The 26,030-nt window shown below is 70.7% G+C and carries 20 protein-coding genes and 2 pseudogenes; 17 read left to right on the top strand and 5 right to left on the bottom strand.

Features of this window, described 5'->3' with window-relative positions; translation table 11 throughout:
- Nucleotides 1-612 precede the first annotated feature (612 nt).
- From ABVB68_RS30625 to ABVB68_RS30615, 3 genes are all read left to right on the top strand, one after another.
- Nucleotides 613-1,110 carry a hypothetical protein gene (locus ABVB68_RS30625; RefSeq protein ID WP_353604430.1) on the top strand — a complete coding sequence of 166 codons (498 nt, stop codon included), beginning with the start codon at nt 613-615 and terminating at the stop codon, nt 1,108-1,110.
- Between the two features lie 104 nt (nt 1,111-1,214).
- Entirely contained in the window at nt 1,215-2,018 is an 804-nt protein-coding gene (locus ABVB68_RS30620; RefSeq protein ID WP_353604429.1) for a hypothetical protein, read from the top strand.
- Nucleotides 2,012-2,737, top strand: a complete 726-nt coding sequence (locus ABVB68_RS30615; RefSeq protein ID WP_353604428.1) for an ATP-binding protein — start codon at nt 2,012-2,014, stop codon at nt 2,735-2,737. Before ABVB68_RS30620 ends, ABVB68_RS30615 begins: the two co-directional genes overlap by 7 nt.
- 320 nt (nt 2,738-3,057) lie before the next feature.
- Here ABVB68_RS30615 and ABVB68_RS30610 read toward each other — a convergent pair whose 3' ends face one another.
- Nucleotides 3,058-3,768 (bottom strand): response regulator transcription factor, encoded by a 711-nt coding sequence (locus ABVB68_RS30610; RefSeq protein ID WP_353604427.1) that lies wholly within the window; start codon nt 3,766-3,768, stop codon nt 3,058-3,060.
- The gene (locus tag ABVB68_RS30605; RefSeq protein WP_503006374.1) at nt 3,765-4,994 is read right to left on the bottom strand and encodes a sensor histidine kinase; all 1,230 of its coding nucleotides are present in this window, start codon (nt 4,992-4,994) and stop codon (nt 3,765-3,767) included. The genes ABVB68_RS30610 and ABVB68_RS30605 overlap by 4 nt, the downstream gene beginning before the upstream one ends.
- Nucleotides 4,995-5,132: 138 nt before the next feature.
- On the opposite strand from ABVB68_RS30605, the gene ABVB68_RS30600 reads away from it, so the two are divergent.
- From ABVB68_RS30600 to ABVB68_RS30585, 4 genes and pseudogenes are all read left to right on the top strand, one after another.
- Complete coding sequence (locus tag ABVB68_RS30600; RefSeq protein ID WP_353604425.1) at nt 5,133-6,635, top strand: nitrilase-related carbon-nitrogen hydrolase; 1,503 nt, start codon at nt 5,133-5,135, stop codon at nt 6,633-6,635.
- A 157-nt stretch (nt 6,636-6,792) separates the two neighbouring features.
- A pseudogene (locus ABVB68_RS30595) lies at nt 6,793-7,179 on the top strand (hypothetical protein); the annotation flags it as partial.
- 380 nt (nt 7,180-7,559) lie between these two features.
- Nucleotides 7,560-7,982 (top strand): hypothetical protein, encoded by a 423-nt coding sequence (locus tag ABVB68_RS30590; protein WP_353604424.1) that lies wholly within the window; start codon nt 7,560-7,562, stop codon nt 7,980-7,982.
- An 86-nt stretch (nt 7,983-8,068) separates the two neighbouring features.
- On the top strand, nt 8,069-8,707 hold the full coding sequence (locus ABVB68_RS30585) for a hypothetical protein (RefSeq protein WP_353604423.1): 639 nt from the start codon (nt 8,069-8,071) through the stop codon (nt 8,705-8,707).
- Here ABVB68_RS30585 and ABVB68_RS30580 read toward each other — a convergent pair.
- A complete protein-coding gene (locus ABVB68_RS30580) occupies nt 8,670-10,589 on the bottom strand; it encodes a hypothetical protein (protein WP_353604422.1) in 1,920 nt (639 codons plus the stop codon). The two genes, ABVB68_RS30585 and ABVB68_RS30580, sit on opposite strands and share 38 nt — an antisense overlap.
- 677 nt (nt 10,590-11,266) lie before the next feature.
- On the bottom strand, nt 11,267-13,309 hold the full coding sequence (locus ABVB68_RS30575) for a hypothetical protein (RefSeq protein WP_353604421.1): 2,043 nt from the start codon (nt 13,307-13,309) through the stop codon (nt 11,267-11,269).
- Between the two features lie 94 nt (nt 13,310-13,403).
- On the opposite strand from ABVB68_RS30575, the gene ABVB68_RS30570 reads away from it, so the two are divergent.
- The 10 genes and pseudogenes from ABVB68_RS30570 to ABVB68_RS30520 all read left to right on the top strand — a co-directional run bounded on the left by ABVB68_RS30570 (nt 13,404) and on the right by ABVB68_RS30520 (nt 25,754).
- Nucleotides 13,404-14,060 carry a replication-relaxation family protein gene (locus ABVB68_RS30570; RefSeq protein WP_353604420.1) on the top strand — a complete coding sequence of 219 codons (657 nt, stop codon included), beginning with the start codon at nt 13,404-13,406 and terminating at the stop codon, nt 14,058-14,060.
- Between the two features lie 970 nt (nt 14,061-15,030).
- A complete protein-coding gene (locus tag ABVB68_RS30560; protein ID WP_353604419.1) occupies nt 15,031-15,567 on the top strand; it encodes a GNAT family N-acetyltransferase in 537 nt (178 codons plus the stop codon).
- A 291-nt stretch (nt 15,568-15,858) separates the two neighbouring features.
- Nucleotides 15,859-16,317, top strand: a complete 459-nt coding sequence (locus tag ABVB68_RS30555) for a hypothetical protein (RefSeq protein ID WP_353604418.1) — start codon at nt 15,859-15,861, stop codon at nt 16,315-16,317.
- Nucleotides 16,283-17,548 (top strand): annotated as a pseudogene (locus ABVB68_RS30550) (DEAD/DEAH box helicase family protein); the annotation flags it as partial. The gene ABVB68_RS30555 and the pseudogene ABVB68_RS30550, both read left to right, overlap by 35 nt.
- A 213-nt stretch (nt 17,549-17,761) precedes the next feature.
- Nucleotides 17,762-18,247 carry a GNAT family N-acetyltransferase gene (locus ABVB68_RS30545; RefSeq protein WP_353604445.1) on the top strand — a complete coding sequence of 162 codons (486 nt, stop codon included), beginning with the start codon at nt 17,762-17,764 and terminating at the stop codon, nt 18,245-18,247.
- A gap of 533 nt (nt 18,248-18,780) precedes the next feature.
- Nucleotides 18,781-19,260, top strand: a complete 480-nt coding sequence (locus ABVB68_RS30540; RefSeq protein ID WP_353604417.1) for a hypothetical protein — start codon at nt 18,781-18,783, stop codon at nt 19,258-19,260.
- Entirely contained in the window at nt 19,260-19,937 is a 678-nt protein-coding gene (locus ABVB68_RS30535; RefSeq protein WP_353604416.1) for a hypothetical protein, read from the top strand. Before ABVB68_RS30540 ends, ABVB68_RS30535 begins: the two co-directional genes overlap by 1 nt.
- Nucleotides 19,937-24,643, top strand: a complete 4,707-nt coding sequence (locus ABVB68_RS30530; RefSeq protein WP_353604415.1) for a putative T7SS-secreted protein — start codon at nt 19,937-19,939, stop codon at nt 24,641-24,643. The genes ABVB68_RS30535 and ABVB68_RS30530 overlap by 1 nt, the downstream gene beginning before the upstream one ends.
- Complete coding sequence (locus tag ABVB68_RS30525) at nt 24,643-24,930, top strand: hypothetical protein (protein ID WP_353604414.1); 288 nt, start codon at nt 24,643-24,645, stop codon at nt 24,928-24,930. Before ABVB68_RS30530 ends, ABVB68_RS30525 begins: the two co-directional genes overlap by 1 nt.
- A gap of 482 nt (nt 24,931-25,412) precedes the next feature.
- A complete protein-coding gene (locus tag ABVB68_RS30520) occupies nt 25,413-25,754 on the top strand; it encodes a CU044_2847 family protein (RefSeq protein WP_353604413.1) in 342 nt (113 codons plus the stop codon).
- On the opposite strand, the gene ABVB68_RS30515 is transcribed toward ABVB68_RS30520, so the two are convergent.
- The gene (locus ABVB68_RS30515; protein ID WP_353604412.1) at nt 25,702-25,893 is read right to left on the bottom strand and encodes an IPT/TIG domain-containing protein; all 192 of its coding nucleotides are present in this window, start codon (nt 25,891-25,893) and stop codon (nt 25,702-25,704) included. The two genes, ABVB68_RS30520 and ABVB68_RS30515, sit on opposite strands and share 53 nt — an antisense overlap.
- Nucleotides 25,894-26,030: the final 137 nt, after the last annotated feature.

The raw sequence follows: 26,030 nt of genomic DNA, 5'->3' as shown, positions 1-26,030 counted from the left end.
ATACCCAGGCCGGACCGCACGCTGATGGGCCATGAGGCCAGTAACCGTCGGAGGAAGCGTCATGGTGACGGTGACCGCATGTACGGTCGCCGGACCGTGGGCCGGTGGAGGGCGAGGGCACCAGCTGCGGGTGTGATCGCCCCAGTCCTGCTGTCGGCAATGATATGCGCCCAGCCGACGCACGCGGCATGGCGGTACGCACCGTGACCGAGAGCGCGTCACGGCCGGTGAGCGGCGCTCGGCGGGCCTGTCTGACCGTGAATCCGCGTTCGGGAGGAGGGAAAGCGGGCCGGTTCCGGATCGCTGCCCGAGCCCCTGCGGTCGGAGCCCGGGTTTTTCTGATCGATCCTCCCCGGCCCCAGGACCGCCCTCCGGGTCGCGCTGGGTTTGCGCATCGGTCTGGGACGCGCTCGAATGACGGAAGAGCGAACGCGTCTGCCCGCATCAGTTGGTCGGATGAAGAGGCGGTGCTCGGCAGAGCACCGCCCCGGGCTTCGGCCCGCCGACGAGGAGCCGACATGACCAAGGCCGGATCCGCCTGGGCGACCGGCTGTGAGTGAACGTCCTGGCATCATCCCGCTCTCTGTCGCCGCAGAACGAGATCAGGTCGCGGTGACGCCGCTGATCGATGCCCTGCCGCCGCGCCACGTGCGCCGGACGGCCGATCTGTCGCGGCTGCTGGTGTCCGGTGTCGTGCTGGTGGTGACGGTGCTGCCGGCCGTCGCGGCGCACGCATCCGCCCGCAGGATGCAGCAGGGGCTGCTCGACGCGCCGACCGCGCTGCCGCCGGGACTGCGCGACGGTGTCGTCGGAGCGGTGCAGGTAGTCGCCATCGTCGCGCCGGTAGTGGCCTTCGGCGTGCTGACCGCCCGGCGGCGGGGTGACGCGATCCTGCGGATCGTGCCGGCAGCGGCGCTGGGCGCGCTGCTTTCATGGTCCGTTACGCAACTGGCCCTGACGCCCAGCAGACCGGACCTGTGGCCGCGGGTGCTGGTGGGGCGGGGCGCGCTGCTGCATGCCGGCTGGCCGTCGGAAGCGTACCTGGCCGCCTGCGCGGCGGCGGTCGTCGCGGCGGGGCCTTGGCTGGAGGCGCGTCTGCGGCGGACGTGATGGACGCTGACCGTCGTGTGCGCCGGGCTGAGTGTCGCGGTCGCCGGCATCTTGCCGCTGGAGACAGTCGCCGCGCTCGCCATGGGAGGTGTGGCCGGATCATCGTGCTGCTGCTGGCCGGAGGCCCGCCGGACCGGCCGGCCCCACAGGCGGTCGCCGACGCACTCGTCGCGTGCGGGATCCCGCTTGCCGTGCTGCGGGAGCCGCCGCCACCCGATCGGTGCTCCGGGGAGGGGGTCCGCTACGGCGCCGAGACCACCGCCGGTGCGCGGATCACCGTACAGGTGCTCGGCCCCGAGGACCGCAACCGCGATCTCTTCCACCGGCTGGCCCGGATCGCTCTGCTGCGCCACCCCGACGACACGGGCGCGCATTCCCCACTCCCCGCGGTCGAGCACGAACTCCTCATGCTCGTGTTCGCAGGCCGTACCGGCGCACGGGCGGCAAGATCGGCGTCCCCTGCCCCAACAACTGACCACAGGGGCGGGCCAGAGCAACGCTGCCCCGAGCTGGAGACCTTCCTCGAGGCTCAGCAGAAGGTTCTGGAGCACATGCTGGACGAGCGCGCCCTGCGCGAGCTGCTGGAACGCGCCGCTGCCGGGCATGGCACCCGCCGGGAAAAGGTCGTCGCCGCCCGCGCCCGCACCGCCGCGACCGATGGTGCGGTGTGGGGGATTTTGTACGGCCGGCAGCCGGAGGCGGAAGCCGATGAGCCCGAGGATGATGAGGTGTTCGGCGACGGCCAGGGCGACGAGGAGCCCCTGACCAACGACGGCGCCCTGAGTGCGGCTGAACCCGCACCACCGGGCGACTCCCCCGCCGGCGCGGTACAGGAAGCCGGCGTGCCTGCACCGAGGCGTCCCGAGGTGACGGTCTACGACCCCTTCGAGGAATCCCTGCGATGGTGAGCCCGATCTCCCACGAGGCCGTCGGGTTCGCCCCGCTGGCCCCTGCGACCGTACGGCAAGGCTGGGACGCCTTCGTCCACCGGGCGCCGACGCCGGCGCGCGACGCCGACGACCCCGCCTGGGCCCGGACGGACCGCGAGGACTACCACACCGAGCTCGCCGTCATGCGCACCCCGGCCATGGACAGCGTCTTCACCGCCGTACGGCGGCTGCTGTTGGTCAACCGCCGCCAGCAGGCCGGCGCCCGCCGCGGTCTGATCATTTCCGGGCCGGCCGCGACGGGGAAGACCACCACGATGATGGCGCTCGGGCGGTCCTTCCAGCTGGCCGACGTCCGCCAGCACCCCGGCCAGGACGGCAGAAGGCCGGTGCTGTTCATCAGCGTGCCGCCAGCCGCCACCCCGAAGATGCTCGTCAGCGAATTCGCCCGGTTCCTCGGCATGCCCATCACCGACCGCCTCAACAAGACCCAGATCACCGGCGCCGTATGCGACCTGCTGTGCGAGCTGGGCACTCAGCTCGTCCTCATCGACGACGTCCACCTCCTGGACGCCCAGCGGCGCGCGGGTGCGGAAACCTCTGACCATCTGAAGGCCACCGAGCACTTCGTCCAGGGCGCGCGAGTGTGGATGAAGATCCTCCGCGAGCAGCATCCCGAGGAGTACCAGGTGCTGCTGCTTGAACTTGGGCAGCAACCGGCCTGGCCCTCAACGCAATGAGGCCCGTACCCCCCGCGTGGCGCAGGGAGTACGGGCCTTCGCCGTTCTCAGCGATGCGTGTCAGGCTGCCCAGGTAGCGGGGGCGCCTTCGTCGGGGTTGGGAATGCCGGAGGCGGCCGCCGGGGCGGCCGGGTGCCGCATCGCGGTGATCGGGACAGCACCCGGCTCGTTGGGCGGCGCCCAGACCATGCGCCAGGTGCCTTCCCACTCGCAGTCGCATGGGTGGTCGGGGTGCTTGTGGCCAGGGTTTGCCGTTGACCGTTGACCACTTCCTGAGCAACTACATCGAGCCGGAGAGGCGGCTGTTCCACACAGATTGATCACTCACCGTCCCGGCCGACGAGCGGAGCCTGGCCGTCCCCGTGAACGAGTAGCGCCGCCTGCACCCGGTTCTCCAGGCCGAGGCGGGTGAGGATGCGGTTGACGCGGCTCTTCACGGTGGCCTCGCTCACGCCCAGGGCGGCGGCGATCCGTGCGTTGGACAGGCCGCGCCCGACCAGTACCAGAACCTCCAGTTCGCGGGCGGTCAGCAGGCGCGACAGCTCGGTCCGGTCCGGCCGGGCGGCCGGGGGAGGCCCGGGCAGCAGTCCGGCGGGCAGGGCGGTGACGGTGTCGATCAGGCGGCGGGTGACGTCCGGGGCGAGCACGGCCTCCCCGGCCGCGACCGCGCGTACAGCCTCGGCCAGCCGGTCGGGCGGGCTGTTCTTCAGCAGGAACCCGGCGGCGCCCGCCCGCAGCGCGGCATGCACGTACTCGTCCAGGTCAAACGTGGTGAGGACCAGGACCCGCGGCGCCGGTCCCGGCCCGGGCCAGCAACCGGTGATGCGCCGGGTGGCCTCGACACCGGTCGTGCCGGGCATGCGGATGTCCATCAGCACGACGTCGGGCCGCAGTTCGGCCGCCCGGGCGACCGCCTGCTCCCCGTCGCCCGCCTCGCCGACGACCATCAGCCCCTCGCGGCGGTCGATGACCAGCCGCAGCGCAGTCCGTACCATCTCCTGGTCGTCGGCCACGAGCACCCGTACCGTCATACGGCCACCTCTGCGGCTCGCGGCGCCCGCGCCCGCAGGACGGCGTACAGCCGCCAGCCCCCGCCCTCGCACACCCCGGCCGTCAGCTCGCCGTCGAACGCCGCCACGCGTTCGCGCATGCCCACCAGCCCACGCCCGCTGCCGGGGACGGGCTGGTGGCCCGGGGCAGCCGGACCGTTCACCACCTCGACGGTGAGCCGCGAGGCGTCACCGCGCACGGTGACGCGTACGCCCACGGGACCGGCGTGCTTGACGACGTTCGTCAGCGCCTCCTGGACGATCCGGTAGGCCGACACCCGCATCCCCGGGGACGGCGCGCTCTCCGCCCCCGGCTCCACCCGGCTCGTCACCCGGCAGCCCGCCGCCGTGGCCGTGTCCAGGAGCGGGCCAAGGTGGTCGAGGGACGGTTCCGGGGCGAGCCGCTGGTCACGGAAGGACAGCAACCCGAGCAATCGCCGCATCTCGACGAGCGCGGTGTCGGCGCTCCGCGCGATGAGTCCGACGCCCTCCACCACCGCCGTGTCAGGGAGCGGCCCGGCGGCCAGGACGTCCTCGGCGGCCCGCGCCTGCACGGCGATGGCGCTCACATGGTGAGCCACCACGTCGTGCAGGTCACGGGCGATACGGGCGCGTTCGGCGACCACCGCCTGGCGGGCGTTGCGCTCCTGCTCGGCGGCCAGCCGCCGGTTGAGATCGCGCAGCCGGTCGGCGTCAGCCCCGATCCTGCGTCTGCCGTACCCCAACGTCCAGGCCAGACCGAGGAAGAAGACGAACGTCGTAGCGCTGATCGGCTCCAGCGAACCGAGGCTCGGCGGCTGCCGCCAGTGCCCGGTGAGGGCATCGGCGGTGAGCGCCGAGACGAGGCACAGCACCGCCCCCGGCAGGCTCACGCGGGCACGGACGTGTCCGGCCAGGGCGTACACGCCGAGCATGAGCAGGAACGGGCCCGGCACCTTCCCGGCGATCGGGGAGGTCGCCTGGAAGGCCGCGTACATTACGGTCATCGCCGCCAGCGCGAGGCAAGGGTGCGTCCGCCGCCACAGCAGGGGCACGGTCTGCGCCCCCCACAGGACAACGCCCCAGGCGGCGGGTTCCGGGGCGCGGTGTACCACGGTGGCCACGTCGAACAACGTCAGCCCACCGCCGAGCGCGGCGTCCGCCGCCCGCGGTCGGCAGGCGATCCAGCGCCGCGCGGCTCGTGGCGCGGCCTTCAAGTCAGTTACCATCTTGGTCGGTCAGGCTAGACGACCCGGGAGCGCGGCGGATCATCCTCCGGTCGGGCACCGAAAGTTCCGCGCCCGCGACCGGAGTTCGCCACACCGGCCGAGGCGCGACGACACCTCCTTTCCCTAGCGTCGTCCCCTGTGAAGAATCACCCGATACTGAAGAATCACCTGCTACGGCAGTACGGCCTGCTGGTCCTCGGCGCGGGGACGATGCTGTTCGCGGTGGGCGGCCGGTGGGACATCGCGGCGGCGGCCTGGCTCTACCCCGTGCTCCTGCTGCGGTTCGCACGACTTGACCGCGCCTGGTCAGGACCGCTGTGGCTCTGGGCGGCGCATGCCGCCGCGGCCGTCTTCTGGGTACAGGAGTCGAAGATCGGCTTCAACTCCGTGGTCGTCGCGGGCGCCACCGCGCTCGCCGCCCTGCAGACGCTGCCGTATCTGGCCGACCGGCTCCTGGCGAGCCGCCTGCGCCCCGTGCTCGCCACCCTGGCCTTCCCCGCCGGTGTGGCGGCCACCGAGTACCTGATCACCGTAGTCTCCCCGTTCGGCACGGCCTACGGCTCCCTGGCCGTCACCCAGCACGGCGACCTGCCCCTCCTCCAACTCGTCTCGCTGACAGGCCCGTGGGGGATCGGGTTCCTGATCGGTTACGTCGCCGCCGCCGTCAACGGAATCTGGGAACGCTGGGAACGTCCTTCGTGGCGCGCCGGTCTGCTGTGCGCAGCCCTCCTGCCAGCCCTCGTCCTCGCCGCCGGCGGCGCCCGGCTCGCGCTCACCCCGCCCACGAGCCTGACCGTACGCATCGCGGGCGTGAGCCCCACCTCGGCCGTGACGCAGCACCTCAAGACGGTACTGAGCCGGTACGCCGACACCCCGGCCGGCGTCGCCACCGCCCCCGCCGCACAGGTGCAGCCCGCGATGACGGCCGTCGAGGACGACCTGCTGACCGCCACCCGGCGCGAGGCCGCCGCCGGGGCGAAGATCGTCGTCTGGCCCGAGGAGGCCGTCCGCACCCAGGAGTCGCACGAGGCCGCCACCGTGGCCGCCGCACAGGCCGAGGCCCGCCGCTCGGGCGTCTACCTGGAGATCGGCGTCCGCGTCCACACCGCCACCGCACCCGCGTACGGCCGCAACGAGGCGATCCTCATCGACCCGCACGGCAAGGTGCTGTGGACCTACCAGAAGGCCCACCCCATCCCGGGCTCCGAGAAGTACACGCCAGGCGACGGCCGCGTCCCCGTCGTGAAGACCCCATACGGTCGGCTGGCGAACGTCATCTGCTACGACGCGGACTTCCCCGCCATGATGCGGGTCCGCGCCGACATCATGCTCGTCCCCTCCCACGACTGGCGCGAGTTCGGCGCCCCGCACACCGCCAAGGCGGCCCTGCGCGCCGTCGAGTCCGGCTACGCCTTGGTCCGCCAGGACGCGGAGGGCGTCTCCGCCGCCTACGACAACCAGGGCCACGTCCTCGCCACGGCGGACTACTTCACCTCCGGCGGCCGCCAGACCATGGTCGCCTACATCCCGACCCGCGGCACCACCACGCTCTACGACCGCATCGGCGACACCTTCGCCTGGCTGTGCCTGACGCTCTTGGCTGCCTTGACGGCACTGGCCGCCCGGCGCCCGCTGAAGTAGCGGCGGCGGCCCGGACCGCGCTGCCATTCCATAGGTGGTCGTTAAGAGGTCGTTCGCTTTCCGAATGCCGTGTGCGGATTCCGCTGGCCAGGCATGAGATCGCGGCTGTGGCGGGAGTCTCGACTCGTTGCTGATCGAGTCGGCGTGGGGGTGGCGGATGCCGTCGATGCGGGCGGTCCTGGAAACACGGCGAAAGGCTGCTGCCGTGCGGGTGGAGGAGCTTGAAGCCGAACTGGAGCAATTGCGGGCGGACTTGGTGGATGCCGAGGAGGTTCTCAAGCTTCGGACCATCGGCCTCGAGCAGTATCTGGAAGCGCTCGCCGAGGAGGAACAGCCGACCGAGACGGTCGTTGGCCCGTCGCCGAGGAAGCCGGTGGGCCCGCGCCGTGCGGTGCCGCATCGCCAGAACGCGGCCGGGGTCAAAGACCTGTCGGTGGACTACCAGGCGGTGATGGCAGCCGCAGCCGAGGCCGGGGGTGACGGGCTGGGTGCCCGGCGAGCGGCCGTGGTGCTCGGCTGGGACAGCGCCTCGGCCTCAACGGTGAGCCGGATGGTGGCCATCTGGGTGGCGAAGTCCTCGTCCATGGACGTCAGTGGGAACAACAGGGTCACCCGGTGCACCGTCACGACGGGGGTGTACGTAGGCAGGCCGATCACCCGGAGACGAATCCGAACAAAACGAGATGCAGCCTGCGTGTCGTGCGTGCTTCTATGCCGCCAACGCGACGCGGGAGCAATGGAGTTGACTGCTCTGGCCCCGTCGGCTGCGTTCAACGCAGGGGGTACGACTTGAAACTCAGAGCGCTGCTCACAACGGGGGCGGTGGCGGTGGTACTGCTGGGGACTGCTGCAGCTCCGTCAGCTGTGGCTGATCAGCCCAGTGCCGGACAGCTGCGTGTCGCCATCGGCTCGGCCCGGTCCCAGGTGAACGAAGTTGCAGCCGACCCGGCATCCAACGCCACCTGCACGATCAACAAGATCACGATCAACCGGTTCAGCGAGTGCGAGTGGGTCACCATCCACGTTGACGTCATCAAGGTCATCAATGGGCGCCCCGTCATCGAAGGCACCGTCGACTTCGACGTCAAGCACCAGATGACCCTGAAGGCGAACTCCGCAAACTGGTCGGAGAAGTTCCACGTCTCCAAGGCGCGGACCACGCGCGCGGGCAAGGGCGTGGCTGCCAAGATCGCCGCCGCCTCCGGAGGCGGCACGCACCTTCCCGCCGGCCAGCGGGAGATCACCTGGGTGAAGGTCAACGAGAACAAGTCCCAGGGCGGGACCGTCACCGCGTGGCGAGGCAAGATGCACGTCATGGACCACGCCCCCTTCTACGTGATCGTCTGAGCGCGACCACACTGATCGACCGACAGGTGCCCCGCCTCCCGGCGTGTTCGGGAGGCGGGGCATCCTCTCAGCTGAAGGATGGCTCCATGCTGATCCGTGAAGTGACGTTCACCGTCGATCTTGGCGAACACGGCTATCTCATCGGCTTCGACGACGACTACGACTTCCCGTCCGAGATGCCGTTCGGCTGGCGCTGCGGTCCGGCCACCGAGGCCATCGCCGTCGTCCTGCCGACCACCGACACCGGGCCCCTGCACATGACCGTTCAGATGCACGACAGTCAGCCCGGCACCGAGCCTGGCGATGGATGGGAGCCAGCCGAGGAGATGAGCCTGCCCGCCGACGCCCCCACCCTCTACCTCGCCACCATCGGGCAAGGCGATTTCTGGGACGCATGGCCCGAAGAGGAACCGCCCCTCGATGCGCCGTCGCCCTCCGCCGGAAGTGACGACTGGGTCCGCATGCGCCTGTACTGCCACGTCGACGACGCCGAGCCGGGTATCGGCGACCACGGCGAGAGGCACCTGATCCAGATCTGGCCCGCCCCCCAGATGCCGCCCGTACACCCCGACATCAGTGACGCGGACCGGAAGGCACGGGCCGATTACGCCGCAATTGTGGCCGAGCCTCTGGGCGTGCCGGATTTCAGTCTCGGACTGCCACGGCCTCCCGGTGGGGTGTCGGTGTTCAGCGCGGGGCTGCCACGGCTGCCGCGGCCGCGGTAAGGATGCGGTGCAGGACGGGAACCGGGATCGCCGGGTTGGCGACCGCTGCGCATGCCGTGTCGCGGTCGTGCAGCAGTCCGGCCAGGACGCGGGCTGGCAGCCGCGGGTTGCGCACCGCGGTGCTGCGGACGTGGGCCTCCGGGTCGTTCAGCAGCCGCACCGCGTCGGCCGGTGACAGCCGAGGGTCCTCAGCCGCGCGGCGGCGCACCTCGGCTTCGGGATCCCGGGCCAGGCGTGCGACGTCGGCCGGTGTCGACTCCGGATCGTCCAGGGCCAGGCGGCGCATCCGCCCGCTGGGGTCGGCGGTGTAGCGCAGCAAGCCCGTACGGGGGAAGTTGGGGTGGCTGCGGGGCCGGTCGGGGTGGCTGAAGCTGCCGTCCCACCAGCGCCAGACCTCCAGCAGCATGTCGGTCGGCGCGTCCTCGCACGATTCGGCGAGGAACAGGCGGACCACCCCGTCCTCGTCCCGTGCCAGGCGCGCCACGACATCCGGCGGGAGGTGCCGGGCTCGGGCCACACTGCGGCGGACCAGCGGGTGGGACGACGCGGCGAGACGGCGCATCGCGTCGGCGTCGCCGTGCAGGTCCTCGACCCAGGGCAGGGTGTGCGACATCGACGTCGGGTCGAAGTCGTGGCGCACCGCGGCACGTTGCTCCTCGGTGAGGTCGGGGCGCAGCGCCACCGCGGAGCGGATGTCGTCCTGCGGGTCCTCCGCCAGCACGGCGACGCCGTGCGCGCCCAGGCCAGGGTTGGCGGCCAGCGCCCGACGTACCTCCGCGTCCCCGTTCCGGACCAGCTCCGCCTCCAGCTCGGGCGCGAGGCGGCACCGTTCGAGCGCCCGCCGCGTGTCGGGCAGGGCGGCGAAAACCTCGCGGGGCATGGGTACGCCGGTGTGGTGGGCGAGCAGCGCAGCCGTTCGCACTGCGTAGTCGGTGTCGGCCAGCAGCCGCTCCCGCAGCGTCGCAGCGAGGTCCTCCCACCGGGCACAGGCCGCCGCCCGCACCCGGGGATCGGCGTCGGCCGCGAGGCCTGGGAGGTGCTGTGCGGGGAGTCCCGGGAGTTCGGCGGCTCGCGCGCGGGACGAGCCGGTGAGGAGGTCGTCGTACAGGTCCTCGGGGAGTTCGGCGCCCCAGATGCAGGCGTGCTCCGCCCAGAGCACGCGTCGATTCGGCGACGGCTCGGCGCGGACCAGGCGTACCCACTGATCGGACGTGAGCTTGGGCCGGAAGGTGTCGGCGGCCCTTGACCGCACCCGCGGATCGGGGTGCGCCACGGCGGCGTCGAGGACGGCGGGCCGGTCGCATCCGTGCAGGAAACTCTCCTCCACATCCAGCAGCCGGATCAGCAGTTCGTCCGTCGCGGCCGGGTTGGCCCCGATCCCCTCCGCCCAGTGCAGAGGCCACGCACGTCGGCCGGGCACCGCCGCCCACACCTCGGCGCGCTCGACCTCCGTCTCGCGCCCGGCGGCCTCGGCGGCCTCCTCCAGCCGCTCCGGCAGTCGGTCGAGGGCCGTCACCCGCGGCCCGCCCGCGCCGGGCACCTCCGCCAGCAGCACCTGCCCGTCGAGGGAGAGCGCCACGAACCCGGGTGCACCGGTCAACTCCGGCACGCCGCTCCCCGCGTGCCGTACCCGTGTCCACCAGGAGTCGTTGCCGCCGATCCGGTGCCTGAGGACGGCCAATAGGAACTCGCCGTCGACACCACAAAGACGTCGCCACCACGCGGCATCGAGTGCTTCCCGGGCCACGCCGTCCGGCGCCGCGATTCCCCGCGCGATCCGCCAGCCGGCCTCAGGCGGGAGCAGGCTGCCCGGGGGTACGTCCTCGACGACCGTGAGTCCGGCGGGTGCGAGTAGTTCGTGGAGTTCCCCTCGGTGCTGCACGCGGTCATGATCCCCGCCGACTCGCAGTGGGACAAGGCCCTCAGACCCCCCGCCAGCTGGAACTTCAGGCGGCCGGCTTGGAACCACGTCTCGCCGCCACTGGCTCGGGACCGGCCGTGCCCCCGACGCCGATGCCGCGCCAGTCAGCCCGGCACGCCACCAGCCCTCCAACTGAGCGACGGGAGGAGGAGATCCGGCTCGGCGCATGACCTCACGAACGCATCCAGGTAGCGAAGGCTTCGACACATAGGGTTCGGTGTCGTCGGGGGCGGTGTACGGGATGGCCGAGCTGACGGTGCTGGTCCCGTTCTCGCAGAGGAGCGGTAAACCGGTGTTGAAGCGGCCAGGCCCGGTGTTGGCTCGTATGAGCGCCATCGACTTCAGCGTCTTCAGGGCCTGCGTGATCTGGCATCGACGGTTGACGTCCTCGGACGCCAGCTGGATGCCGGGGCCAGCGTATTGGCTGAGGGAGGCCGACAAGCTCATCCATGACACCGGGTGCTTCGCCGTCGCTCGGCGGCGCTGGACCCCGATGACGACACCATCCGTCACGGGCACACTGCTCTTCATGACCGACCTCACGCCGTCCCGGCAGAAGCGGGGGCGGACGGACGGGACCCCGCGCAGGCCGGCGGCCCGGACCACCACGCCGGGCCCCGGGCTGACGCCACCGGACGTCAGGGGAGCGCCAGCACCGCGGCGATGGCGGCGCACAGCTCCTGGTCGTCGAGGACGGCCCGGTAGTCCCGGTAGTTGGACAGCCGCGGGTCGCGGGCCTCGAGGAGGCGCAGTGCTCGCCGTGCGGGCGGCGTGACCGTGCCGATGCGCAGGAATCCGCGGAGCGCCTCGGCCAGGTCGCCGTAGCGGTCGTCGTCCCCGGTGAAGCGCACGACGACCTGCTCCAGCACCGACAGGGTGGGTCCTGGGTCGCCGGTGATCCTCCACAGGGCGACCGCCGCCGTCGTCTTCCCGTACTCGGCGTTCTCCATGACCTCACGCACCCGTCCGGCGTGCGCCGCGGCGGCGGGGCCGAAGTCGGACAGGAGGAGGACCGGTCCGTACGGCGACGCCTGCTCGTCGTGCACCGCCTCGCCTAGGAGCCGCCGGGCGGTGCCGTCGTCACCCCCCGCGATGCGCCACGCGGCCCAGGCGATCCTGTGGTGGTTGGCCGGGTGGTCGAGGACGACCGCGTCGCGCACGGCGGACGCCGTCGAGGCGGCACCGGGACCCATCGCCAGCAGCACGTCGACCACGCTCAACGAGTACCGCGTGTCTTTCAGGAGCGGCAGGATGACCGGGAGCACGGGCAGCGCGTCCGGCCCCCACTCCTGGGCGACGTGCAGCAGGGTGCCCATGATCTGGCCGTGGTCGCCGTGCCGCTCGTGGTCTTGCCGCACCTCCTCCACAAGCGCGGGCAGCAGGACGTCCGCGTGTTCGCTCAGCGGCGCGAGGACTTCGTGTATCTCCGGCCGGCGCGGATCGCCCGCCACCCAGCTGCGCCCGAACTGCTCCCGGTAGGGCGCCCAGAGCGACTCGACTAGGCCGGGGAGGCCGCGGGGGTCGCCCAGCCGGACCAGGGCCCAGCGTGCGAAGTCGCCGACGGTCCCCTCGATCCAGGAGATTTCGTCGGTCCCGGGATCGTCGAGCAGTGCCGCCAGGCGGTCGGCGTACGGGCCGGAGTCAGGGGCGAGCATTGCGAGGAGGCGCGCGGCCTTGAGCCGCACGCAGTCGTCGGCACAGTCCAGCAGCCGTGCCGCGAGGGGCAGCACCGTCGGTGCCGCGGAGCGCCGCAGCACCAGGTGTCGCCACGCCTCGTCCAGGACGACCCGGCGCAGCCCGTCGTCCGCGGTGCGTTCCGCCGCCTCAGCCAGCCGGGTCACGAACGACAGGGCGTCCTGGGGGACGTGGTCGAGGAGACCGGACACCCATGCGGCGACGTCGTCCCGGGTGAAGGGGATTTCGACGTCCGGTAGCCACCAGATCCGCTCGAACCGGGGCCGCACGGCCGGATCGGCGAGGACGTCCAGCAGCAGGTCGGCATGCCGGAGTGGGGCGTCGCGGTCGAGGGACGCCCGGGCGATCACGCCCGCCACCTTCATCACCGGCTCGTCGTCGCGCAGCACCCGGCTCAGCACCGCCTCCACCGCGCCGGCGAACCGGTGCCGGCCGCCGTAAAACCCCGTCTCGGGCGCGTCGGCGGTCGTCGCGGCGCGGGTGCCCAGCGTCAGCAGGAGGGGCAGGCGTACGGCCGGGTCGCTCTCGGCGTGCCACCGATCCAGCAGCGCGTCGTCGTCCGCGAGGAGAAGGGCGGCCCGCCGGACGCTCGGCGCGGGGTCCGCGATGAGCGCCGTGATCCTCTCGCCCTGACGCCGCCACTCCTCCCGCCACGCTCCGTGCGTGCCCTGTTCACCGGCATCGCGCGCCGCACGGTCGAGGGCGCCGAGGAGTTCGACAAGAGTGACTCGTGCGCCGTTGGCGGGGTCGGATGCGAGCGCCGTGAGAAACGGCAGGGCCGCGGCCGCGGCCGACGGCAGCCCGCCTCCCGGGACGAACAGGCAGGAGTACAGCGGGTGGCAGTCCTCCTCCGTCGCCGCCGGGCCTCGCCTGACCAGGCGGTGCAGCGCCCGCGGGACCTCCTTGACCGGATGGTACTCCGGCAGGCCCGTCCGGAACCGACTCCAGTCCACCTCGTCCGCCGCCTCGGCCGAAGTCCCCGCCACTGCCACCCCGTAAGTCCGCCGTACGTCGACCGACTGACATCCTGGCATCGACCCGACGGGATGACGGCAGGCCCGACGGGCGCAGGACGTCGCCTTGGAGTGGCCCGAGCTACGCCAGCGGCGGCCGCCGAAGCTGGTCGCGGACCGCACCGCGGCCCGCCTGCGGGCGGGGCACTCGCTAACGGTGACGGAGACCGGGCTCGCCTTCCTGCAGGACGCCCGCCGCGGCGGCGACGAGTCCCGGCCACTGGACTGGATCCTCGAAGTCCACCACCCTCTCGGCAGCGGCGAGGCCGTCATCCCGGACGCCCTGCTGTACTACCGCACCCGCGAGGACGGCGGGTCGATGCTGCGGGCCTTCGTAGAAGTCGACCGGGCCACCATGGGACCCGAACGCCTGGCCGCGAAGCTCACCTCCTACGCCCGCCTCCACGACTACATACCCGCCCCCATACCCGGACGCCCGAGGCCGGCCGCCGGGCAACAGTTCCTGGAAGAGGACTGGAGGCGCCACTATCCCCTGTTCCCGCGGCTGCTGTTCGTCCTCGACGGCACCGGCCCCGCCGGTATCGAGACGCGTATCCGCGCCCTGCGCGCGGCCGCCTCGGACCGGGCGCTGTCCGGCTTCCTGCGCAACGTCCCCGTCCTGGCGGCGCCCCTGGTCGACTTGCTCCGTGGTGGTCCCTCCGCACCCGTGTGGCTCCCCGTCCAACACCCCGACCGGCGGGTCCCCTGGGGTCAGTCCCGGTAGCCGTAGACACCCTGCGCAATCACTGCGCAGCAACTACCGCACAGCGGTTGCGCACCATCACACCGCCTGTACAGCCATGCGCACCACCCGACCACGAGCCCGACCATGACCCCGCTACCCGACCACAGACCCGACCAGAGCAGGTCACAGCGTTGCGCAGCCATCCGCGCACTCACGTCGCCGATTGCCCAGCGAGCACCTGGTGGTGGGAAGGGGCGCAGAGCAGCAGCGCTGACTGCAGTGCACGTGAAGGGGGGCTCCATGATCGAAGATACGGTCGAGTTGAGCAGCTGAATCAGTGCGCGAAGATCGCGAAGAGGACGGCGGTCGCTATCGCGCTGATGAGCAGGGAACCCAGGCAGCCGATCCGGTTGCTGAAGAAGATCATGGTGCCCGTCTACCCCCCAAATCACCGTTGCCGCATCGGCAGGTTCACTGGTGCAGAGGCAGCCGGCCCTCCAAGAGCGTCATCGAGCAACCGCTGTCCGACGGGTAAGGCGGAGGGCGCACGCACCGCGCTTCTCTACCTGGTCGTGACCCTCGAAAGCGTTCTGACGTGCGCTCCGCCTGGACTGCTCCCGCCGCGTACCCCCTGCTCCTGTCCGAGGCCGTCACCGCGATCCCGGTCGCGGCGGAGGACCGCACCGGCTACAACCGCGACAGTCCTTCGGCGGCTGGATCCACGCTGCCCGGGACGGCTGCCGCGCAGCGGTCCGCGACACGACGTTTGCCGAGGACGCCTCCCAGCTGCGAATCGGCAACGCACCACGCGCCATGGCCACTCGGCGCAACCTGGCGATCGGCGCCCTTGAAGATCGCCGGCGTCACCAACATCGCCGCCAGCCTCCACCGAAACGCCCGCGACACTCTGCGACCGCTCACACTCCTCGGGCTCTCCTGACTGCCACCTGCATGGATCAGGCGGGGAAACGTGGTTGATCGGCTACTGCCCCTCGTATAGCAATGCCCTGTGATATTTGGCGAAAAGATCGGGCTGCGTGCCCGGCACGAGAGCGACGTCCCAGTTCTCCACTCCGAGCTGTATGACGATGTGACCACAAGGTCACGCGCCGACTCTCGCCCGTGGCGGCCAATCCCACCAGGCTCGGGTCACTCACCGTTCGCCGCGACCGGACCGTCGGACGAGGCAGCGTGCTTCTCCGTTGTCGAGCTGGAGTCGCAGGAGCTGGCCGGCGAGGCCCTGCTCTGGGGCATCGACACACACAACCGGACGGCTCACATCGGGATCGCCCTGCGACCCGCATTCCGCGGCCGCAGGCTCAGCGTCGATGTCCTGCACATGCTCTGCGAGTACGGATTCGCCGTACGCGGACTACAGCGTCTGCAGATCGAGACCCTCACAGACAACACTCCGATGCTCGCGGCGGCAACCAGGGTCGGGTTCACGCGCGAGGGGACGCTGCGGCGCTCCGCCTGGGTGTACGGCGCATACGCAGACGAAGCCATCCTAGGCCTCCTCGCGAACGATTGGACGCACCGGAGATGAACAGCAGGAGCCCGGTCTCGCGAGAGAGATGCGAACAAAGAGGGCAAGGCGGAACTTTGACGAAGCCCTGCATGGTTACTGGACTGGTCGTGGTGACATAGAGCAGCACTCGGTGCACGGAGCACGGAGTGCCCGAAGCTCAGGTCGATCGAGTGTCCGCCTTCGAGGCCGTCTGGGGCGGCCTGGGGCTTCCTCCCTCCCCTCACTATGACGGAGGGGCCTCGGATGCTCCACGGGGGCGTACCCGAGGGGTCGGATGCTGGCTGGCGCTTCGAGGCCGGTGCGCCGCGTATGGCTCTTCCCTACTCGTTCGTCATCGGCCCGAGCGGTGAGTTCTGGCTTGATGCCGGGAAGTGGGTGCCCCTGCACGCGAGTATCGAGGGGTGGGTGGAAGCCCTGGCGCTGGCAGATCACGCCCGTCGGTGTGCGCGCACCACTACGACGTTGACGGGCGCTGAGGTGGATGACCTCGAGCTGGACGGGTTCGAGGTCGTGCCGGAGGTTGCCGGCCTTGCGGACCCGTGGTGGCGCGGCAGCGACTCACTGATCGCCGTCTACCGCGGCGAAGCGCAGGTCATGGAGGCGCCGCGCTGCCGGACCGCCACCATCTACGCCGGACTCGACGCATGGGGGCTCAGAGGACTCGACGGCATAGTCGAACTTTCGGAACAAGCTCGCCCACTGAACCCTCGCCCCTCGATTTTCGGAGCTATAAATGCAGGTGATCTCGCTCAGGAAACACCAGATTGACCAAAAGATGACTTTCCGAAAATGGGTGGGATTCCCTACAAGATCACCTGTGCCCGCGGAAGGGATACGGGACACGATCGTGTCAGCGACCGGATCGGGCAAGACGATCACCTCTGCCGCGTGCGCGCTGGAGTGTTTCTGGGGTGGGCGAATCCTCGTCACCGTGCCGACCCTGGACCTGCTCGTGCAGACCGCCCAGGCATGGCGGGCGGTGGGTCACCGCTCCCCCATGGTCGCGGTGTGTTCGCTGGAGAACGACCCGGTGCTCAACGAGCTGGGGGTGCGCGCCACCACCAACGCGATCCAGCTCGCCCTGTGGGCCAGGTCCGGGCCCATCGTCGTGTTCGCCACCTACGCCTCCCTCGTGGACCGCGAAGACCCGGAGGATCCGCTCGGCCAGGGGAACGTCCGTGGACCGCTGGAGGCCGCTCTGGCGGGCGGGGAGCGGCTGTACGGACAGCAGATGGGCCCGTTCGACCTCGCGGTCATCGATGAGGCCCATGGCACTGCTGGTGATCTTGGTCGGTCGTGGGCGGAGATCCACGACAACACCCGTATCCCCGCGGACTTCCGGCTCTACCTGACCGCGACCCCGCGGATCCTGGCCTCTCCGCGGCCGCAGCGCGGGAAGGACGGGCGCGAGCTGGAGCTGTGTTCGATGAGCCGGGACTCTGAGATTTTCGGTCCGTGGCTGGCCGAGTTCGGGCTCTCGGAGGCGGTCGAGCGGGGCGTCCTCGCCGGATTCGAGATCGACGTCCTGGAGATCGAGGACCCTGATTACTTCGTCGGGCTGTCCGACGAGGCGCGGCGTGGCCGGCGGCTCGCGCTGCTGCAGGCCGCGCTTTTGGAGCACGCCAGCGCCCGCAACATCAAGACGATGATGACCTTCCACAGCCGGGTCGAGGAAGCCGAGGCCTTCGCCGTCAACCTGCCCCGGACGGCTGCCGACCTGTATGCGGACGAGGTCAGCGCCCATGCCCTGGACGAAGGTGCCGCCAGGCCGCGCTCCCCTCTCGGTGCTGAGCCCGGTGAGGTCGAGGCCGGGCGGCACATGCCTGCGGACCGGGTGTGGTCGGCGTGGCTGTGCGGGGACCACCTCGTCACCGAACGCCGCGAGGTCCTGCGGCAGTTCGCGAACGGGATCGACGCCGCGGGCCGGCGGGTGCACCGGGCGTTCCTCGCCAGTTGCCGTGTGCTCGGGGAAGGGGTCGATATCCGGGGCGAGCGGGGTGGACGCAGCACTCGGCGCCCGCACGGCCCGCCGCGCCCTGCTCTTCGCCGACGGCACCTACCACGCCGGGCCGCCGCCGGCGCGTGCCTGAGGGGCGAGGGGCCCGCGCGCAGACCCTGGACTCGCCGAGGCCCGCCCGGGCGAGCCGGCACGGCCCGGCGTGCCAGTCCCGCTCCAGGTCCGCCGCGTCGAATACGCTGCGCGGAGTCGGACGTGGGAAGGGTGTGGCATGAGGTCCCCAGGCGTGCACCTACGGGAGATCGCCGACGACAACCGGGATACCGTTCGTGCCCTGCGTGTCCGGCGCGACCAGAAGCAGTTCGTCGCCTCCGTGTCCGAGTCGCTCAAGGAGGCGGCGAAGAAGCCCGAGGCCAATCCCTGGTGCCGCGCGCTGTACAGCGGCGACGAGCCGGTCGGCTTCGTGATGCTGTGGTGGCGGCCGCCGGCCGGTCTCTACCAGGGCGGCACTTCATCTGGCGCCTCCTCGTCGACAAGCGGTACCAGGGGCGGGGGATCGGCCGCGAGGCGCTCGCGCAGATCGCCGGCCTCGTCCGTGCGGACGGCACCACCGAGCTGCTGACGAGCTACGAGCCCGGTGACGGCGAACCGTGGCCCTTCCACCAGAAGTTCGGCTTCGAGCCCACCGGGGAGATCGACGACGGCGAGATCGTGCTGCGGCTCACCCTCGCCCCTCGGTGAGCGCCTGGGGGCACGCCGAGTGCGGCGGGTCGACACCTGCGATCTTGGTGATTCCTTTGCCCGCGCTTGGCCGTACCGCGTTGCGACAGGTGATTCCCGTGTGCGAAGCTGCCGAAGTTTGATCGCTGGACCGGTCGCAACGGCCGTCCTGCTACGGGGACTTGATGGTGAGCGACGCAGGGGACACGGGGAGCGGCGGCCCGGCCGGAGCGAGCACAGGCGTGCCAGGGCCGCCGCGGTCGCGGCTGACGGACATCGCCGATCAGACGGTGCTCGACACCGGACGTACGAGCCCGGACACCGGGCGTAAGGGCCCGGACACCGAACGTACGGGCCCGGGCACCGGGAGGGCGGGAGCCGGGGCCGCCCCCGAACCGCCGGACGGCGACGAGGGCGCGGAGGCTCCGGGCGGGGCACGGACAGGCGTCGCTCCGGCAAAGCACGCGGATGGACCGGCGCCTGCCGCGTCACCGGACGGGTCCCCTCTCGAACAGGAAGCCGCACGGGCGCGACGGCGGCAGTTCCTGGCCCAGTTGGGTGAGTTCCGGCGGTCGCAGGTGCTGGTGCCGGTCGGAGCGCCCGACGGGCAGGGCGGCGGGGTCGCTCCGCTGACGGTGGACATGGGCGGGGTGCGGTGGATTCTCGCGTTCACCGGGGAGGCCGCGCTGGCGCGGTTCGCGGTGGCCCGTGGAGAAGGGGATCGGCAGTGGCCGTACCGCGGCGTGTGGGGCGCGGCGTTGCTGGATGCGGCCGTGCCCACGGTGGCCGAGTCCGGGATGCCGTGCGGGGTGCTGGTGAACGCGGCCGACGGTGCACGGGGGTTGGTGCTGCCACCGGTGGTGGGCGTGGTGCCGGAGGAGGTCGCGGTGGACCGGCCCGGCGGCCCCGGCTCGTCGCCCGACCCGGCGGCCTCGCCCGGCTCCTTTAATTCGTCGCCCGGCGCCGCTGCATCGCGGGGCCCCCTTGATTCGTCGCCCGGCGCCGCTGGGCCGGGCAGGCAGGAGGAACGGTAATGGGGGCGATGCCCGCGGCAGGCGGCGGTGCCGGCGAGGGGCAGGAAGGTTTCGGCGGAGTTCCGGGCGGGGCTCCTGACCTGCGGGTCGTCGGGCTGGCGATGATCGCCGACGGGATTAACAAGGCCCTGGGCGAGCTGGGCAAGCTCGGCTTCACCGACAAGGTGGGCTGGTCGGGCGTGGGGCGCGGCTTCGACGACCTGGAGATGGACGGCATGACGATCGGCGACGAGTCCGTCGGGGCCGTCTTCCACTCGTTCTGCGAGCGCTGGCAATGGGGGGTGAGGGCCCTGGTCGACGAGGGCAACGCGTTCGCGGAGGCGGTCGGGCTGTCGGCGGGGACCATGTACCAGACCGACCAGCTCGTCAAGAACTCCTTCAAGGTCGGGCTGAACTCCCTGGAAGGCAACCCGTACGCCTCCGAGCAGCAGATCGAGAGCCAGAGCTGGCGGCAGCTGGCCACGCCCGCGTGGCTGCATCCGGACTACAGCGAGAAGTCCTTCCGCGACGGCGCCACGGCCTCGGAACAGGTTCTCAAGGGAATGGCACGCGACGCGGTGACCACCGAGACGCTGCCCGGCGTGGAGAGCGTACCGACCGTGCTCGGTGTCGACCAGCACGAGTACAACGCCGCGGTGAACAAGGAGCTCGGCCTGAAGCAGGAGGGGCAGGGCTGATGTCGGTATGGAAGTACGGCGGCGAGTTGCTGAGCGGGGGCAAGAACCTCTTCGACCACGCCAAGCGTGAAACGGGGCAACTCGTCGACGAGGGAGCCGACCTCACCGGCGCCATGTTCGACGAGGTCGGCGCGCACGGCGCAGCTCAGAAGGTACGGCACGGCGGAGACCGGGTCGCCTCGTATCTCGGTGCACACGTCGCCGAGCGGCAGCTGGGACCGGACGTCGAGCCGTCCGATCTGATCCACGGCAAGCCGTCCACGATCCGTGACAAGGCCAAGCACCTGCTCGTGTTCGCGACCGCCTTCGAGGAGGTCGGCGTGGGCATGAAGGCCGTGGACTCGGGCGGCTGGAAAGGCCGGGCAGCGGACACCTTCCGGGAGAAGTTCGCCCTGCATCCGGCCAAGTGGCTGCAGGCCGCGGCGGCCTGCCAGGAGGCCGCCACGGCACTGAACAGCCTCGCCGACACCATCGAATGGGCACAGGGGCAGGCCAGGGAAGCCATCCGCCGGTACAAGCAGGGCAAGTCCGCCTCCGACGCGCACCGCGAGCAGGTGGAGTCGTACCGGCTCAAGGCGGAGCTGGGCCATGACGACCCGGGGCCGCGGCCTTCCGACAAGGACCCCGGCGAGCACGCGATGCAGGAGGCGCAGGAGATCCTCGACGCGGCCCGGCGACAGCGGGACGGGATCGCCGGCGAGACCGGGACCAAACTGCGGGCCGCGCTCCAGCACGCGCCAAAGGAGCCCTCGATCGGCGGGCAGTTGAAGCTGGACGGGATGGACTTCATGGCATCCCAGAGCATCGACGCGGCGCACTTCCTCGCCGGCGCCGTCAAGGGCACGGCGGGCATCGTGAACTTCGCCCGCAGCCTCGACCCCCTGGATCCGTACAACCTCACACACCCGGCCGCCTTCCTGCAGAACAAGGTGGAGCTGCTCGGTGGCGTGGTCTCCATGGCCACGCATCCCGACCGTGCCCTGCAGTCGGCCTGGAACTCGCTCAAGTCGGACCCGTTCCAGTTCGGCGGTGAACTGCTCCCCCAGGCCGCGCTGGCCGTGGCCTCGGACGGGGCCGGAGCCGCGGAGGTGGCCGAGGACGGAGCACTCGCGGCCGAAGGTGCGGAGACCGCGGCAGCGGACGGTGCCGCCGCCGAGACCCGGGGGGCGGCCGAGAGCCAGGCTCCGGGGGACGTCGAGTCCGGGGGCACGGACCCGATCAACCTGGCCACGGGCAAGATGTACCTCGCCCAGACCGACGTGACGCTGCCCGGTTCCCTGCAGTTCGCCTTCAAGCGCCGGGTGGAGTCGGGCTACACGCACGGGCGCCGGTTCGGTCCTTCGTGGGCGAGCACGGTCGACCAGCGGCTGGACATCACCCCGGCCGGCATCGCTTTCGTCCACGAGGACGGGATGCGGCTCTCCTACCCGCACCCGGCGCCGGGCCTGCCCGTCATGCCGGCGCACGGCCCTCGTTGGCCCCTGAGCCGCGAGGCCGACGGCTACACGGTCACCGATCCGCAGACCCGGCAGGTGTGGCACTTCGCCGAGCGGAACGAGGCACTGGCCGAGCTGGTACAGATCGACGACGGCAACGGCAACTGGATCGGCTTCGAGTACGACGAGGCGGGGGTCCCCTCGGCCATCGTCCACAGCGGTGGCTACCGCCTGCGGATCGACAGCGCCGACGGGCTGGTCACCGGCCTGCACCTGGCCGGCGGCGGCGAGGGCGGATCCGACCTCCGGCTGGTCCGGTACGGGTACACGCAGGGGAATCTCACCGAGGTCGTGAATTCCTCCGGGCAGCCCCTCCGGTTCGGTTACGACGAAGCGCGCCGGGTCACGTCGTGGACGGACACCAACGGGCACGCGTACGAGTACGCGTACGACGAAGCGGACCGGTGCGTCGCGCAGGGCAGCACCGAAGGACACATGAGCCTCCGGCTGTCCTACGGCGAACGCGACCCGGAAACCGGGCTGCGGACCACGACGGCGGTCAACGGACAGGGCGCGGTACGCCAGTACTTCGTCAACGACCTGCACCAGATCGTCGCCATCGTGGATCCGGCGGGGCACACCCGCCGCTTCACGCACGACCGGTTCAACCGTCTGCTATCCGAGACGGACGCCGTCGGCCGTACGACGTCCTACCGCTACGACGACCTGGGGAACCTGACGGAGATCGTCCGCCCGGACGGCCGCCGCACGACGTTCTCCTACGACGCCCGCGGGCTGCTCACCCGTGTGGTGCGCCCGGACAGAAGCACCGTCCGGCAGGACTTCGACGACCGCGGGAACCGGACGTCGGTCGCCGATTCCGCAGGCGGCAGGACCTCTTTCGAGTACGACGAGTACGGGCGTCTGACCTCGCTGTGCGACGGGAACGGCCGGGTGACCGAGATACGCTGCGACGCGGCCGGCCTGCCCGTCGAGGTACGTGATCACGCGGGCAACGTCATGCGGTACGAGCGGGACGCGCTCGGCCGCGTCGTGTCGATCACGGACCCCGTGGGTGCGACCGGTGAGATGGAGTGGTCCGTCGAGGGCAGGATCACTCGCCGTCGAAACCCGGACGGGACCGAGGAGACGTGGACCTACGACGGTGAGGGCAACTGCCTCACCCACACGGACACGATCGGCGGCGTGACCCGTTTCGAGTACTCCGGGTTCGACCTGCTCACCGCGCGCATCGAGCCCGACGGTTCCCGCTACGAGTTCGAGTACGACAAGGAGCTCCGCCTGACCCGGGTGACCAACCTCCAGGGGCTGTCGTGGACGTACGCGTACGACGAGGTCGGACGGCTGGTCACGGAGACCGACTTCGGCGGCCGGGTCAGCCGCTACGCCTACAACGCGGCCGGCGAGTTGGTCTCGCGAACGAACGCACTCGGGCAGGTCGTCTCCTTCGAGCACAACGACCTGGGACAAGTCGTTCGCAAGAACGTCGACGGGGAGGTGATGACGTACTCCTACGACTTCACCGACCAGATCGCGCAGGCCGCCAACGCCCACACCGACCTCACCCTCCTGCGCGACCGGCACGGGCGGCTGGTCTCCGAGCGGATCGGCGACCGTGAAGTGGCGTACCGCTACGACGAGTCCGGGAGGCCCATTGCCCGCACGACGCCGTCGGGCGCCGTGAGCACGTGGGAGTACGACTCCACGGGGAGGCCCTTCCGGCTCACGGCCGACGATCGTGTCATCGCGCTGGAGTACGACCGGGTCGGCCGGGAGGTGGGCCGCCGGTTCGGTGAGTCCCTGAGCGTCTCCCGGTCGTTCGACGCGATGAACCGGCTGATCTCCCAGGCAGTGGACCACGCGCGCGGGCGTATCCAGTCGAGGACGTACGAATACCGCGCGGACGGCGGTCTCCTCCAGGTCCACGACCAGCTGAACGGCGTGCGGCGGTACGAGCTGGACCCGGCGGGAAGGACCACCCGGGTCAGCGGGGCGGGATGGGCGGAGTCCTACTCCTACGACGCGCTCGGCAACCAGCTCTCGGCCGACTGGCCCGGGCGCCAGTTCGGGGACGACGGGTGCGGCGACCGGGCCTACCGGGGCGCCGACCTGGTGCGCGCCGGCCGGATCCGCTACGAGCACGACGCCGCGGGACGGGTGGTACTCCGCCAGAAGACCCGGCTGTCCCGCAAGCCGGACACCTGGCGCTACAGCTGGGACGCGGAGGACCGGCTCACCCAGGTCGTCACTCCCGACGGAACGGTGTGGCGGTACCGGTACGACGCGCTGGGCAGGCGCGTCGGCAAGCAGCGCATGGCCGAGAACGGCGTCGACGTGCTGGAGCAGGTCGACTTCGCCTGGGACGGTGTCTCGCTGTGCGAGCAGACGACCAGCTGGGGGGACTCGGGCGACGCGGTGACCGTGACGTGGCACCTCCACGGCGCGGAGGCGGTGGCGCAGAGCGAGCGCGGGACGAGGGCCACGGCCTCGCAGGAGGAGATCGACGCCCGCTTCTTCGCCATCGTGTCCGATCTCTCGGGGTCTCCCTGCGAGCTGATCGACGAGTCCGGTGAGATCGCCTGGCGGTCGCAGGCCACGAACTGGGGAAAGCTGTCCTGGTCGGTGCGAAGTCACGCCTACACTCCGCTCCGTTTCCCAGGGCAGTATTGCGACTCCGAGACGGGTCTGAACTACAACTACTCCCGGTACTACGATCCCGAGGTGGGCCAGTACGTCAGCCAGGACCCGCTCGGCCTGGCTCCGGCGGCCAACCCCGTCGGGTACGTGGACCGCCCCTCGGTCCTCTGCGATCCCCTCGGGCTCGCGCCCCAGAAGTCACCGATTCCGCCGAAGCCGTACGAGACGCCGAATCTCGCAGACCTGGCGAAGCAGTTCAATCCCGAGGGAGGGATGACGAACTGCACCTACACCGTCGACGCGTTCGAGCGCTATCTTCGCGGCGAGGGAATAAACCCCGTGCCGGGAGACATCAAAATTCAGCAACTCGACCGACTGGAGCACGTGTACGGAGGCAGCTTCGAGCGCAAGGGTTTCTGGGAAATGGTCGACCATATCCGGAAATCCGGTGACGGTGCGCGCGGGATAGTCGCGGCACGCCCCTGGACAGATGACCCTGGCCACGTGTTCCACATCATAAACCGCCAGGGTCGGATACTTTTCGTCGACGTGCAGACGGGATTCGTCGACCCCATGCTCTACAAGACGTTCAAATTGATGAGGACGAACTGATGTACACGATGCAGCAAGCGGAACAGCTGGCCAAGGATTTTCTCCGGGAGAAAAGCGCTGAGTCGGAGTGCGAGCTCGCTCTGTTCGAGGAGCACGGGTACCGGGCGGAGAAGGGCGAGTTCTTCTACTTCGCCTTCCAGGGGGCGAAATACGTCGCCACCAGGGACGACAAGTACTTCCTCTACGGACCCACCAATATCTCGGTGCACCGCACGACCGGCGAATGCCGACTGCTCAGCGCCCACGAATCGCTGACGTTGGACCCCTTCGACCGCCGTTCACGCTGACCGCTTTCGGGACGCCGTCTTCTTCGCCGCCTTCTTCTTCGCGGCCGGCTTGGCCGTGGTCGCCTTCTTGCCACCCGCCGACTCGGCCGCCGACTTGCTCGCCGTCGTCTTCTCGGCGGCGGCCTTCTAGGTGCGGAGGGTGGTCACCCGGCCCGGACGGGTGCGGCGTCCAGGCCGTAGGCGCAGCCGCGCCGCGCAGCCGGGCAGATGACCGGGACCACCGCAGTCTGACTCGATCCTCTCAGGGAACCGAGCCTCCATCAGACGCGGAACGGTTCAACGCGTCTGCAGGGGATGGTTCGTGTCCTCGTCCACGGTTCCGGGCCCGGTACTGCTGACAAAGGCAGCTGCCGTAGTCGGCTGTGCCCCCTGAGGGCCGTGCGGACGTTGACCGCCCGAGCGCCTCCGGCGGAGGAACCCCTTGGGGCCGGGGCTGAATAGAAAGGACAACCGAGCTGTATGGCACCGGAGTTGGGGGCGCGATGCCGAACGTATTGACCATTCCAATCGACGGCGGGGAGCAACTCCACGTCGAGGTCGAACAGCGGGATGACAATGGCTGGGACCGAACCGGCCGGGCGCAGGACGCTGTCCTGGCTGCCGGCAGGACCCTCCAGGAGGCCCTTGCTCCCCTGCGACCCGCCATGCAGGCGGTCGTCGGCGAGCTACGCGCAGGCGTCGCTCCTCCGGACAGGATCAGTGTGGAGTTCGGCATCAGGTTCTCCGCGGACGCGGGTGTCATCGTTGCGCGGACGGCCCCTGAGGCGAACCTCACCGTCTCGGCGGAGTGGAATCGTCCAGCCGACAGCCCCGCTGGACGATGACTGCCGGCGAGCCTGGGTTAGCCGGTGCCGTCGCCCGGGTGCACGGCAGGAACACCTTGCTGACGTTGGCCAGGTTCGTCCCCGTGATGGCGACCAGGGTCCCACCCCCGGTGGAACCCTGATTCGGAGAAATGGGCATGCCAATGCTCCTCGTTCTCGATGGACCGTGCGACGAACCGGCTGAGGCCGCACCACCCGACCGTCCGGCGACCGCCGAACGGCGGGGAACGGCAACATATGGGGGACACGGCGCCGGGCGGTCGATGGTGCCGAGTA

It is taken from the genome of Streptomyces sp. NPDC096012 (assembly GCF_040426375.1).
Taxonomy (GTDB): Bacteria; Actinomycetota; Actinomycetes; order Streptomycetales; family Streptomycetaceae; genus Streptomyces.
Note: the sequence above shows the minus strand (reverse complement) of the source record. Positions and strands in the feature narration are given on the sequence as shown.

Excerpts from the sequence above, each read along its gene's own strand:
- ABVB68_RS30615 (WP_353604428.1), top strand. The coding sequence starts at position 2,012 with ATGGTGAGCCCGATCTCCCACGAGGCCGTCGGGTTCGCCCCGCTGGCC.
- ABVB68_RS30610 (WP_353604427.1), bottom strand. The coding sequence starts at position 3,768 with ATGACGGTACGGGTGCTCGTGGCCGACGACCAGGAGATGGTACGGACT.
- ABVB68_RS30605 (WP_503006374.1), bottom strand. The coding sequence starts at position 4,994 with ATGGTAACTGACTTGAAGGCCGCGCCACGAGCCGCGCGGCGCTGGATC.
- ABVB68_RS30585 (WP_353604423.1), top strand. The coding sequence starts at position 8,069 with ATGCTGATCCGTGAAGTGACGTTCACCGTCGATCTTGGCGAACACGGC.
- ABVB68_RS30555 (WP_353604418.1), top strand. The coding sequence starts at position 15,859 with ATGGCTCTTCCCTACTCGTTCGTCATCGGCCCGAGCGGTGAGTTCTGG.
- ABVB68_RS30535 (WP_353604416.1), top strand. The coding sequence starts at position 19,260 with ATGGGGGCGATGCCCGCGGCAGGCGGCGGTGCCGGCGAGGGGCAGGAA.
- ABVB68_RS30530 (WP_353604415.1), top strand. The coding sequence starts at position 19,937 with ATGTCGGTATGGAAGTACGGCGGCGAGTTGCTGAGCGGGGGCAAGAAC.
- ABVB68_RS30525 (WP_353604414.1), top strand. The coding sequence starts at position 24,643 with ATGTACACGATGCAGCAAGCGGAACAGCTGGCCAAGGATTTTCTCCGG.
- ABVB68_RS30520 (WP_353604413.1), top strand. The coding sequence starts at position 25,413 with ATGCCGAACGTATTGACCATTCCAATCGACGGCGGGGAGCAACTCCAC.
- ABVB68_RS30515 (WP_353604412.1), bottom strand. The coding sequence starts at position 25,893 with ATGCCCATTTCTCCGAATCAGGGTTCCACCGGGGGTGGGACCCTGGTC.